Origin of the sequence: Kineococcus glutinatus, from assembly GCF_039542765.1 — a bacterium.
GTDB classification, from domain to species: domain Bacteria; phylum Actinomycetota; class Actinomycetes; order Actinomycetales; family Kineococcaceae; genus Kineococcus_A; species Kineococcus_A glutinatus.
The window spans coordinates 1-11533 of record NZ_BAABIL010000211.1; the positions used below are offsets into that span (position 1 = coordinate 1).

Consider the following 11533-nt stretch of genomic DNA (forward strand, 5'->3'; position numbering starts at 1 on the left):
GGGTACGGGCAGTACGACGGCGTCACGCGCGCCCTGGAGATCGTGGGCGAGCGCTGGGCCCTGCTCGTCGTGCGGGACCTGCTCGTCGGGCCGCGCCGCTACGGGGAGCTCGCCGCGGGGCTCCCGCGCATCCCGAGCAACGTCCTGGCGGCGCGGCTGAAGGAGCTGCAGGCGGCCGGTGTCCTGCGCCGGGCGCCGCGCTCGCGCGTGGTCGTCTACGAGCTGACGGACTACGGCCGCGAGCTCGAGCCCGTCGTGCTCGCCCTCGGCGCGTGGGGTTTCAAGGCGATGGGCGATCCGGGCCAGGACCAGGTCATCACCCCCGACGCGATGACCGTGGCCCTGCGCACCGCCTTCCGCCCGCACGTGGCCGCGACCCTGCCCGCCACCGCCTACGCGGCGCGCCTGGGGTCCGCGGAGCTGCTCATCCGGGTGGACGGCCCCGCGCTGGACGTCACGCGCGGGGACGGGCCGGTGGACCTCGCCTTCGCCGCCGGCCCGGGCATCCGCCGGCTCATCTCCGGCGAGCTCGCCGCGGACCGCGCGATCGCGACCGGCGTGGTCGAGGTGCTGCGCGGGCGCGGGGCCCTCCTGGCGCGCTTCGCGAGCACGTTCCACCTGGCCGCCTGATCCGCACCCGCGCCGCGCGCGGCGATGAGTTCACCCGCGCCCGCGGGTCCACCCGCCGACGGGACGACCGACCGACCAGGAGCAGGCATGGGTCTCATCCACATCGAGCTGTTCGCCACCCTCGACCTCGTCGGGCAGTCGCCCGGCAGCCCCGACGAGGACCCGCTCGGGTTCACCTTCGGCGGCTGGCAGGCACCCCTGCTGGACGAGGTCGCCGGGGCGCAGGTCGCCGCCGCCTACGAGGGCACCGACGCGCTGCTGCTCGGGAGGCGGACCTACGACATCTTCGCCGCCTACTGGCCGCACCAGCGGGGCGGTGGGATCGCCGCGCTCTTCAACGACGTCCCGAAGTACGTGGCCTCCCGCGGCCGGCCCGACCTGTCCTGGGCCGGCTCCGCGCAGCTCGGCCCGGACCTGGCCGGCGCGGTGCGCGAGATCCGCGACAGGCACGAGCACGTGAAGGTCGTCGGGAGCCTGAACCTGGTGCAGACCCTGCTGCGCGAGAAGCTGTTCGACCGCCTCGACCTGTGGGTGCACCCCGTCGTGCTGGGCGTGGGCAAGAAGGTGTTCGACGGTGGCGCGGTGCCCACGAACCTCACGCTGCTCCACGAGCCGGTCGCCGGCCCGAAGGGCACCGTGCACCTGCGCTACGGGCTCGCGGACGGCACGCCGGCGACGGGCACCATGGGGGCCTGACGGGCGCACGGGGGCGCGCCGCGCCGGTGCCTCAGCGGGCCGGCGCGCTCCAGCGCCGCCACACCGCCGGCAGCGGGGAGTCGTGGGCGCGCCCGCCCAGGTGCCGGGCCAGCGTCCCCGGCCCGGCCAGTTGCAGGACGTCGCCGAACTCCCCGGGCGGTTCCGCCCGCGCGCCCAGCAGGCTGACGGCGTCCACCACGCGCGCCTCCCCCAGCACGGCGGGGGAGGCGCGCAACGCCGCGTCGCGCAGGTCCAGGTCCTCCACGAGCAGCGGCCGTCCCGCCAGCCGGACCCGGGTGCGGTTCAGCAGCCGACCACCCCGCTCGCCGCTGCGGCCCAGCACCAGCGTCTCGCGCAGGCAGGCCACCGCCCCGGCGGCGAGGTCCACGTCGAGGCTGCGGCGCACGTCCGCGCCGGCGGAGACGACGAACGGCTCGCCGTGCCAGCGCAGGCGCGCCCCCTCGCCCAGGGACACCCGCACCGACCAGGAGGCCGCGGCGCCCCGCCCGTCGTAGGCGACGGTGCCGGCCACCTCCACGAGGTCCAGGGTGCACCCGGCCGCCACCGCCACGTCGACCTCGACGGCGTCCCCGCCGAGCAGCAGCGCCCGCGCCCCGACGAGCGCGACCCGCGCGCCGCCGGCGCCGGTGGACAGCACCCGCGGGGCGAGGGCGTCGGTGCGCAGGTCCACCGCCACCCCGGAGGTGCTGCGGCGCACCGCGATCCGGGTGCCCGTCAGGTCGGCCCGCGCCGGTGCCGGGTCCGCGAGCCGCTTCACGGCAGGGCGTGGGCGTGCTCGCCGTCGTGCTCGTGGGCGTGCTCGTGGGCGTGCACCGTCCCGTCGGCGTGGGAGTGCGGCGCCATCGGGCCGGGGTCGCGCGCCTCGTGCCGGCCGGCGCGGAACTCCGCGAGCACCCCGGCGAGCCAGCCGGTGAGCTGCTCGACCGAGGCGCGGTCCAGCCGCGACAGCGCCACCACGGGCCGCTCCCCGCGGGCGGCGCGGGCGTCGGCGAGCATCTGCGGCACGTCCACCCCGACGTGCGGGGCGAGGTCGGTCTTGTTGAGCACCAGCAGGTCCGCGCGGGCGATGCCGGGGCCGCCCTTGCGGGCCACGTCCCCGCCGCCGGCGACGTCGAGCACGAAGACCTGCGCGTCGACGAGCGCGGGGGAGAACGTGGCCGTGAGGTTGTCCCCGCCGGACTCCACGAGCACCAGGTCGAGGGGGTCGAAGTCCGCCTCCAGGTCCTCCACGGCCAGCAGGTTCGCGGTGACGTCGTCGCGGATCGCGGTGTGCGGGCACGCGCCGGTCTCCACGGCGCGGATCCGCTCGGGGTCCAGCACCCCCGCCGAGCGCAGGAACCTCGCGTCCTCGTCGGTGTAGATGTCGTTGGTCACCACCCCGATCCGCAGCGAGCCGGCGAGCTCGCGGCACAGCAGCGCGATGAGCGAGCTCTTGCCGGTGCCGACGGGGCCGGCGACGCCGAGGCGCAGCGAGCGGGCGGGCACGGGGTTCCGGGGGTTCTCAGGCATGGAACAACCTCTGTCGGGTTCGGGCGTGCAGGACGGAGTGGTGCTCCACGAGCGGGGCGCTGGGAGCGGGGATGTCGTCGGGGTCGGTGAGGTGGGCCAGGGCGGCGGCGAGGGCCTCGATCCGCGGGTGCGCCGCCAGCGTCCAGGCCACCGTCTCGGCGGGGTCCAGCGGGTCGAGCTTGAGGGCGGCGGCCCCCACGGTGGCGACGTCCTCGTGCCCGCACAGCCGCACGAGCCGCGCGGCGTCGAGCCCGGCGAGGGCTGCGACGACGCCGAGCACCAGCGGCCTGGGCGGGCGCCGGCCCAGCGCGGCCAGCTCCGCCGCGCCGGGCCACAACCGCTGCGCGAGCCGCAGGTAGCCGCGGCCGAGGTGCTCGGAGGCCTCCCGCAGCGGTGCGCTGGGGGTGCGGGCCGCCCACGCCGCCACCACGGGGGCGGGGTCGAGCCCGGCCAGGGCGCGGTGCCGGGCCACCACGGCGGTGCCGGCCTCCACGGCGACGACCGTGGCGATCCGGCCCGCCAGGAACCCCGGCACCCCGGCGGAGGTGAGACCCCCGTGGGTCATCGCCGGTTCCAGCCCGCCGGACTGCGTGTGCGCGCCGACGGGCAGCCGGGCGTCGGCCAGCAGGGCCAGCACGAGATCGGGACTGTGCACGGGGCGCCCGTCAGAACATCTGGTAGAGCTGGGCCAGCGGCAGGACCTCCGCGGGCGCGGGTTCGACGAGGTCGCCGTCGATGCGGATGGCGAACGTCTCCGGGTCCACCTCGATGCGCGGGGTGGCGGAGTTGTGCACCATCTGCGCCTTGCCGACGGCGCGGGTGTCGCGCACCGCCTCCAGGCGCCGGCGCAGCCCGAGCCGGCCGGCGAGGCCGTCCTGCAGGGCGGCGGGGGAGACGAAGCTCACCGACACGTCCGCGCCCACCGGGTGCGCCAGCGCCGGGCGCAGCAGCACCGGCTGCGGGGTGGGGATGGACGCGTTCGGGTCGCCGAGGGCCCCCAGGACGAGCGCGCCGCCCTTGAGGACGACGGAGGGCCGCACCCCGAAGAACGCCGGGTCCCACAGCACCAGGTCGGCCATCTTGCCCACCTCGACGGAGCCGACGAGGTGGTCGATGCCGTGCGCGACCGCCGGGTTGATCGTGTACTTGGCGACGTAGCGGCGGGCCCGCTCGTTGTCGGCCGGGTACGTCTCCGACAGCGGGCCGCGGCGCGCCTTCATGACGTGCGCGACCTGCCAGGTGCGGGTGACGACCTCCCCGATGCGGCCCATCGCCTGCGCGTCGGAACTCGTGATGGACAGGGCACCGATGTCGTGCAGCACGTCCTCCGCCGCGATGGTCGTGGCGCGGATGCGGGACTCGGCGAACGCCAGGTCCTCCGGCACGGCCGGGTTGAGGTGGTGGCAGACGAGCAGCATGTCCAGGTGCTCGGGCACGGTGTTCACGGTGTGCGGCAGCGTCGGGTTCGTCGAGCCGGGGATGACGTTGGGCAGCGAGGCGACGGTGATGACGTCGGGCGCGTGCCCGCCGCCGGCGCCCTCGGTGTGGAAGGCGTGGATGGAGCGCCCCGCGATGGCGGCGATCGTGGAGTCCACGTAGCCGGCCTCGTTGAGGGAGTCGGAGTGCAGCGCGACCTGCAGGCCGAACTCCTCCGCCGCCCGCAGCGCCGCGTCGATCGCCGCGGGGGTGGAGCCCCAGTCCTCGTGGACCTTGTACCCGGCGGCCCCGGCCAGGGCCTGCTCCGCCAGCCCGGCGGCGCTGACGGTGTTGCCCTTGCCGAGCAGCAGCACGTTGACGGGCAGGGCGTCCAGCGACCGGTGCGCGGTGGCCAGGTGCCAGGCGCCGGGGGTGACGGTGGTGGCCTTGGTGCCCTCGCTGGGCCCGGTGCCGCCGCCGGCGATGGTGGTCAGCCCGGCCGCGAGCGCCTCGTGCACCTGGGAGGGGGAGATGAGGTGGACGTGGGTGTCGATGCCGCCGGCGGTGAGGATGCGCCCCTCGCCGGAGACGACGTCGGTGGACGGGCCGATCCGCAGCGCCGGGTGCACGCCGTCCGCGACGTCGGGGTTGCCGGCGCGGCCGATGCCGCAGATGACGCCGTCGCGGATGCCCACGTCGGCGCGGTAGACCCCCGTGTGGTCGAGGACGACGGCGTTGGTGATGACGGTGTCCGGGGCACCGTCGGCGCGGGTGGTGGTGCCCTGCGCCATCGACTCCCGGACGGACTTGCCGCCGCCGAAGACGGCCTCCTCCCCACCGGCGGTGAGGTCGGCCTCCACCTCGATCCACAGGTCGGTGTCGCCGAGGCGGACCTGGTCGCCGGTGGTGGGGCCGTAGAGCGCGGCGTAGGCGGCGCGGTCGATCTCAGCCACCGAGGTGGCCTCCTTCCGGGTCGATCTGCAGACCCGGCACGCGCCGGTCGCCGCGCAGCGCGACGGCCGCCACGGTGCGCGAGACCCCCGGCTCGAAGCGGACGGACGTGCCCGAGGGGACGTCGAGGCGGAACCCGCGCGCGGCGGCGCGGTCGAAGGCGAGGGCGGCGTTGGCGTCGGGCAGGTGCAGGTGGGAGCCGATCTGCACCGGCCGGTCGCCGGTGTTCTCCACCACCAGCTCCAGGCGCTCGTCCGGGCCGCGGTCGCCGTTGAGCACGATCGTGCCCGGCCGCACGCGGACGGCGCCGGGGCCGGAGCTGCGGGGGCCGCTCACGAGATCGGCTCGTGGAGCGTGACGAGCTTGCGCCCGTCGGGGAACGTGGCCTCGACCTGGACGTCGCCGAGCATCTCCGCGACCCCCGGCATGACCTGCTCGCGGGTCAGCACGCGGCGGCCGGAGTCCATGAGGTCGACGACGCGGGCGCCCTCGCGGGCCCGCTCCACCACCCAGGTGCTCAGCAGCGCCACCGCCTCGGGGTGGTTGAGCTTGACGCCGCGGGCCAGGCGGTCGCGGGCCACCATGCCCGCGACCGCCAGCAGCAGCTTCTCGGTGTCGGCCGGACTGAGGTGCACGCCCGGGTCCTCCTCTCCCTGGTGCTCGTCGGGTGCCGCGCCGGATCCTGCCGCACCGCCCCGCCGGCGCCACCGGGGGTGCTCCCCCCGGTGGCGCCGGGACCGTGGCGCCGGGACCGCGGTGCCGGGACCGCGGTGCCGGGACCGCGTCGGGGTCGTGGCGTCAGCCCCGCGCCGGCAGGACGTGGTCGGCGACCTTGTCCGTGGACAGGCACAGGGAGCACACGACGTCGTCGTGCGTGGCGCAGGCGGCCACGTCGGGGCGCTCGTAGTCCTGCCGGCAGACGTGGCAGGTGAACACCTCCCCGGAGGGGTTGCCGTGCTCGTCGAACATCGGCGCGGCGATGCCGTCGTCGTCGCGGCGCAGGTAGTACCTGCCCCTGGTGGCGACGGCCAGGACGGGCGGGCAGACCACGGCGAGCACGACGGCGACCATGGGGGAGTAGGGCTGGATGCCGTCGCCGAAGGCGCCGAAGAAGACCAGGATGGACAGCCCGGCCGACAGCAGCAGCGAGACGAAGCCGACGGGGTTGACCGGGTACAGCATGCCGCGGCGGAACTCCGGCACCATCGGGGACAGCTTCAGCAGGTACTTGTTCACGACGATGTCGGTGGCCACGGTGCAGATCCAGGCGATGCCGCAGTTGGCGTAGAAGCCGAGGATGCCGTTGAGGAAGTCGAACATGTTGGCCTCCATCAGCGTCAGCGCGATGAGGAGGTTGACGCCGACGAACACCAGGCGGCCGGGGTAGTGCTTGGTGATGCGGGTGTAGGAGTTCGTCCACGCCAGCGAGCCGGAGTAGGCGTTCGTCACGTTGATCTTGATCTGGGAGATGACGACGAGCACGACGGCCAGGACCAGCGCCAGCCAGCCGGGCATCATCTCCTCGTAGATTCCGAGGAACTGGTGCACCGGCTCGTTCGCGGTGGCGGCGGCGTCCGGGTCGAGGGAGGCGATGAGGTACACGGCCAGGAACAGCCCGATGGCCTGCTTGAGGGCGCCGAAGACCACCCAGCCCGGCCCGGCCAGCACGACCGCGGTCCACCAGCGACGGGAGTTCTCCGGGGTGCGCGGAGGCATGAAGCGCAGGTAGTCGATCTGCTCGGCGATCTGGGCGATGAGGGACAGGCACACGCCGGCGGCGAGCATGACCGCGGCGATGCTGACGGTGCCGCCCGTGCCGTCCTGGCCGGCGTAGGAGGTGAACTGCGACACCGACTCCGGGTGGGAGATCACGAGGTAGGCGAAGGGGATGACCATGAGGACCAGCCACAGCGGCGTCGTCCACACCTGCAGCGTCGAGAGGACCTTCATGCCGTACACGACGAGCGGGAAGATGATGATCGTCGAGGCGGCGTAGCCCAGCCAGAGCGGGACCCCCAGCCCGAGTTCCAGGCCCTGCGCCATGATGGAGCCCTCGAGGGCGAAGAAGATGAACGTGAACGTCGCGAAGATGACGTTGGTGACGACCGACCCGTGGTAGCCGAAGCCGGAACCGCGGGTGATGAGGTCCAGGTCGAGGTTGTAGCGCGCGGCGTAGTACGCCAGGGGGAACCCGGTGACGAAGATGACGACCGCCGCCACGGCGATCCCCAGCAGCGCGTTGACGGTGCCGTGGGCGATGCCGATGTTCGCGCCGATGGAGAAGTCGGCGAGGTAGGCGATGCCGCCGAGGGCGGAGGTGGCGACCACGCCCGGCGTCCAGCGCCGGTAGTGCCGGGGTGCGAAGCGGAGGGTGTAGTCCTCCAGCGTCTCCGCGGTCGCGGCGCCGACGTGCACACCGGGGTGGGTGTTGGTGCCGCCGGGGGGCGGTGCGCTGGTCGTGGGGTTGCTCATCGGGACCTCTCGGAGCCGTTGGTTCCATCTGGAAGCATCTGGACGCTAGGACGCCCGGTCGGTGGCGGTCCAGCGACTCGGAGCCGTTGCCGTGCAGGGGACCGAAGAATTGACGGCCGGGAAACACCCGCGAAACACGGCGGCCCGGGAACGGCCGTCAGCGGCCCCGGCCGACGCGGGCCAGCACGTCGAAACCGACCCCGTCGGCGACCGCGACGTGCACGGGGTGCCCGGCCCCGCCGCCGCGCAGGTCCACCGTCCCGTGCGGGGAGTCCCACGCCCAGCCGGCCCGCGCCCGCTGCACGTCCGCCACCGAGGGCACGCCCCCGCGGCCCAGGGCCGCCAGCAGGTGCAGGCCCGCGTACGTCGACTCCGCCATCGTGCCCGGTGACGGTGCGCCCGGACCCGCCGGCGCCGCGGCGGCCAGCAGGTCGAAAGCGGTGGCGAAGTCGCGGGTGAACTGCAGCGCGGAGGCCGAGGCGAGGCTCGCGAACCACCCCGCCGACGCGAACAGCCCTCGGGTGGCCCCCGGGCCGCTGGCCAGCAGCATCGTCTCGTCCATGAACGGGCTGAACCGCAGCAGCGCACCGTCCAGCCCCGCCGCCGCGAACTCCCGGTTGAACCGCACCCCGTCCGAACCCACGAGCAGCATCAGCACCCCCTCGGCGCCGCTGCGCACCACCGCCTCCAGCACGCCCGGCCACACCGCGTCGTCGGGGCAGCCCAGCGGCAGGTAGCGCGAACCCACCACCGCCACACCCACCCGCCGCAGCGCCGCCGCCGTCCGCCGCGCCGTCGTGCGCGGCCACACGTAGTCGTTGCCCACCAGGAACCAGCGGCGCACCCCGGTCTGCGCGCGCAGCCACGCCAGCGCGGCCACCACCTGCTCGCCCGGCAGCTCACCGCTGCACAGCACCCCCGAGTGCCGCTCCCCGCCCTCGTAGGCGGTGGCGTACACGTACGGCACGCGGCCGGCCACCACCGGCGCCAGGGCCTGCCGCACGCTCGACAGGTGCCAGCCCAGCACCGCGTCGACGGCGCCGGCGCGCACCAGCAGCGCCACCTGGCGGGCCACGGCCGCCGGCTCGGCGCCCCCGTCGACGTCGACCAGCTCCACCGGGCGCCCGCCCACACCGCCCGCGCGGTCGATCTCGGTGGCCGCGAGCAGCGCCGCCGCGCGGCACGACAGGGCGAACATGCCCGCCGGGCCCTGCCGGGGCACGACCAGCGCCACCCGGAACGAAGCGCGGGACGAAGCGGTGGAGGAGTTCTGCGGGGACGGCGGGCGTGGAGGTCGGGTGAACCCCGGGGGCGGGACGGCGCCGAGCAGCGGTCGCTCTGGCATGCTGACCACGATCCCACAGCACCCCCGGGTGCGGGACCGGTCCGAGCAGGAGGTGCGCCCGTGCACGGCAGGACGTTGCGCGACGCGCTGCACGCCGCGGCCGTCGTCGAGGACCGGCTCTCCACCGCCCTGCAGCCCAGCGGCCTCAGCGTCGACCGCTGGCGCGTGCTGAGCCACGCGGCGCACAACGCGGGCAGCTCGATGAGCGACGTGGTGGAGGCGCTGCTGCTGGCGCCGGCGACCGCGACCCGCGCCGTGGACCACCTCGTCGACGTCGGCGCCGTCTACCGCAGCGCCGACCCCGCCGACCGCCGCCGCGTCCTGCTGCACGCCTCCAGCGCCGGGGTCGCGCTGCTGCGCTCGGTGGAGGACGCGGTGGGCGCCGTGGAGGACGAGCTCGCGGGCGTGCTCGACCCCGGGCGGGCCGCGGCGCTGCGGTAGCGGCGGGGGGTCAGAGGGCGATGACGTCCAGTTCCGCCGGCGCGACGATCCTGCCCCGGTAACCGACGCGCTCGGCCGCGGCGCGCGCCTTCGCGAGGTACACCGACGGCGGCTGCGGCAGCGGCGTGTAGTGGGACAGCACGAGCGTGCGCGCCTCCGCCGCCCGGGCCACCCCGGGGAGGTCGGCCACGTTCGAGTGCGACTCCAGCAGGTGGGTGCGCAGCGCGGCGGCCTGGGCGCGGTCGGGGATCGAGGCCACGATCTTCTCGACGTTGTCGTTGTCCTGCGCCTCGTGCACCAGCACGTCGCAGCCGTGGGCGAGCTCGATCAGCGCGGCGTCGGGTGCGGCGGTGTCGCCGGAGAAGACGACGACCTTGCCGGTGCGCTTGACGGTGAAGCGGTAGGCGTAGGCGTCCTCGACCTCGGGCCCGTGGAACACCCGGGTGGCGTGGACGACGACGTTCCCGTCCTCCAGCACGCGCTGGATCCCGCCGCGGCGCGGGATGGTCACGTCGTGCCCCCGCAGGCCCGGGAAGGCCCCGAACCCGCCCCCGGACTCGAACAGGTCGACCTCCTCGCCGAAGGCGGCTTTGACGCCCTTCACCTGACGGGACGTCGAGGGTGGGCCCCACACCCGCAGGTCGCCCCGGGCGGGGGTCGTCGTCCAGCTGTGCAGCGCGAGCCCGGGCAGGCCGGACGTGTGGTCGAGGTGGTGGTGGGTGAGCAGGACGTCGTGCACGTCCGCGAACGAGAGCCCGGCGCGCACCAGCTGCCGGGTGGTGTCCAGGCCGCAGTCCACCAGGTAGGTGCTGCCGCCGGCCACCAGGGCCAGCGCCGGCTTGGCCGACGGCAGCGGCGGGGCCGCGGTGTTGATCTTCGGGCCGCCGTCGAGCCCGAGGACGACGATGCGGTCGCCGCCGGCAGCGGTCCCGGTCGCCGCGGCGCGCGCCGCCGCGGGCCGGGCGGTGCCGAGGGCCCCGACCGCGAGCGCCGCCCGGCCGGCGGTCAGCGCGCTCTGCAGCAGGTGTCGCCGGGAGGTCCCCGGCGCCGCGGCGCCGGTGACGTCCTCGGGGGTGCCGGTGGGCGTGTCGCACATGAGCTCTCCTGCGATCCGTGGTCCAGCCGGGCTCCGTCGCCGGGCTGGTCGTGCCGTGCCGCGCGGACCCGGGCACGGGCCGGGGCGGCGCTCGCCGAGCATCCCGACCGTCGCGGTCCGCGTCGGCACCCTTCCCGTTGAGCGGCACACCGGTTCGGCCCGGCGGGGAACCCGGGCGCGCCCCGCGGGCCGGGGGTGGGGTTTTCCGCAGCCCGGTCGTGCGGTCCTCCCCGTGGTGGGGGTGCACCGCGCCCGGCGAGTCTCGGGGCATGACCTCGACGACCTCCACCGCGTCGCCCACCGGCTGGGCCGTGTCCCTCATGGAGTCCCTCGGCGGGCCGGGGGCCGGCGCCGCCATCGCCCTGGAGAACCTCTTCCCACCCATCCCCAGCGAGGTCGTCCTGCCCCTGGCGGGGTTCACCGCCAGCCGCGGCGAGCTCGGCCTCGTGGAGGTGCTGGCGTGGACGACGGCCGGTTCCCTCGTGGGTGCCCTCGTGCTCTACGCGCTGGGGGCGTTCCTGGGGCGCCGGCGCCTGCGCGCGGTCGTCGACCGGCTGCCGCTGGTGCGCCTGGACGACCTGGACCGCGCCGAGGCGTGGTTCGACCGCCACGGCGGCGCCGCGGTGTTCCTCGGGCGCTTCGTGCCGGTCGTGCGCAGCCTGGTGTCCGTGCCGGCCGGGGTGGCGCGGATGCCGCTGGCGCGCTTCGCGCTGCTCACCACGGTGGGCAGCGGGCTGTGGAACACCGCGTTCGTCCTGGCCGGCTACGGCCTGGGCGCGAACTGGCAGCACGTGGAAACCTGGGTGTCGATGTACTCCCGGGGGGTGGTGCTGGCCGCCGGGATGCTGGTGGTGGCGTTCGCGGTGACGAGGATCAGGGGGCGGGCATCGACGGCGGGGTGAGCCCGGCGGCAGGCCCGGCGGGCGCCGGGCCGCGCCTCGTGCTGCGCCGCGGGG

General features: G+C 75.5%; 13 protein-coding genes. 4 read left to right on the forward strand and 9 right to left on the reverse strand.

Translation table 11 applies throughout. From position 1 onward, the window contains the following. Both ABEB16_RS09145 and ABEB16_RS09150 read left to right on the forward strand, forming a co-directional pair. Nucleotides 1-630, forward strand: a 630-nt coding sequence (locus ABEB16_RS09145; protein WP_345711947.1) for a winged helix-turn-helix transcriptional regulator, incomplete at its 5' end; no start/stop codon positions are given. A gap of 87 nt (nt 631-717) precedes the next feature. After that, nucleotides 718-1326, forward strand: a complete 609-nt coding sequence (locus ABEB16_RS09150; protein ID WP_345711948.1) for a dihydrofolate reductase family protein — start codon at nt 718-720, stop codon at nt 1324-1326. Between the two features lie 31 nt (nt 1327-1357). On the opposite strand, the gene ABEB16_RS09155 is transcribed toward ABEB16_RS09150, so the two are convergent. The 8 genes from ABEB16_RS09155 to ABEB16_RS09190 all read right to left on the reverse strand — a co-directional run bounded on the left by ABEB16_RS09155 (nt 1358) and on the right by ABEB16_RS09190 (nt 9040). Further along, nucleotides 1358-2104 (reverse strand): urease accessory protein UreD, encoded by a 747-nt coding sequence (locus ABEB16_RS09155; RefSeq protein ID WP_345711949.1) that lies wholly within the window; start codon nt 2102-2104, stop codon nt 1358-1360. Continuing rightward, nucleotides 2101-2856 (reverse strand): urease accessory protein UreG, encoded by a 756-nt coding sequence (gene ureG, locus ABEB16_RS09160; protein ID WP_345711950.1) that lies wholly within the window; start codon nt 2854-2856, stop codon nt 2101-2103. Before ureG ends, ABEB16_RS09155 begins: the two co-directional genes overlap by 4 nt. Next, the gene (locus ABEB16_RS09165) at nt 2849-3511 is read right to left on the reverse strand and encodes an urease accessory protein UreF (protein WP_345711951.1); all 663 of its coding nucleotides are present in this window, start codon (nt 3509-3511) and stop codon (nt 2849-2851) included. Before ABEB16_RS09165 ends, ureG begins: the two co-directional genes overlap by 8 nt. 10 nt (nt 3512-3521) lie before the next feature. Next, nucleotides 3522-5225: an urease subunit alpha gene (locus ABEB16_RS09170; protein ID WP_345711952.1), complete on the reverse strand. Its 1704-nt coding sequence runs from the start codon at nt 5223-5225 to the stop codon at nt 3522-3524. After that, nucleotides 5218-5559 carry an urease subunit beta gene (ureB, locus tag ABEB16_RS09175; protein ID WP_345711953.1) on the reverse strand — a complete coding sequence of 114 codons (342 nt, stop codon included), beginning with the start codon at nt 5557-5559 and terminating at the stop codon, nt 5218-5220. Before ureB ends, ABEB16_RS09170 begins: the two co-directional genes overlap by 8 nt. Then, on the reverse strand, nt 5556-5858 hold the full coding sequence (locus tag ABEB16_RS09180; protein WP_345711954.1) for an urease subunit gamma: 303 nt from the start codon (nt 5856-5858) through the stop codon (nt 5556-5558). The genes ureB and ABEB16_RS09180 overlap by 4 nt, the downstream gene beginning before the upstream one ends. A 163-nt stretch (nt 5859-6021) precedes the next feature. Continuing rightward, entirely contained in the window at nt 6022-7695 is a 1674-nt protein-coding gene (locus ABEB16_RS09185; RefSeq protein WP_345711955.1) for a purine-cytosine permease family protein, read from the reverse strand. A 157-nt stretch (nt 7696-7852) separates the two neighbouring features. After that, nucleotides 7853-9040: a substrate-binding domain-containing protein gene (locus ABEB16_RS09190; RefSeq protein ID WP_345711956.1), complete on the reverse strand. Its 1188-nt coding sequence runs from the start codon at nt 9038-9040 to the stop codon at nt 7853-7855. 60 nt (nt 9041-9100) lie between these two features. Between ABEB16_RS09190 and ABEB16_RS09195 the strand changes: the two genes are divergently transcribed. Beyond that, on the forward strand, nt 9101-9481 hold the full coding sequence (locus tag ABEB16_RS09195) for a MarR family winged helix-turn-helix transcriptional regulator (protein WP_345711957.1): 381 nt from the start codon (nt 9101-9103) through the stop codon (nt 9479-9481). A 10-nt stretch (nt 9482-9491) separates the two neighbouring features. Here ABEB16_RS09195 and ABEB16_RS09200 read toward each other — a convergent pair whose 3' ends face one another. Further along, nucleotides 9492-10577, reverse strand: coding sequence for an MBL fold metallo-hydrolase (locus ABEB16_RS09200; protein WP_345711958.1), 1086 nt, complete (start codon nt 10575-10577; stop codon nt 9492-9494). Nucleotides 10578-10846: 269 nt separating this feature from the next. On the opposite strand from ABEB16_RS09200, the gene ABEB16_RS09205 reads away from it, so the two are divergent. Further along, nucleotides 10847-11479, forward strand: a complete 633-nt coding sequence (locus ABEB16_RS09205) for a DedA family protein (RefSeq protein ID WP_345711959.1) — start codon at nt 10847-10849, stop codon at nt 11477-11479. Nucleotides 11480-11533: the final 54 nt, after the last annotated feature.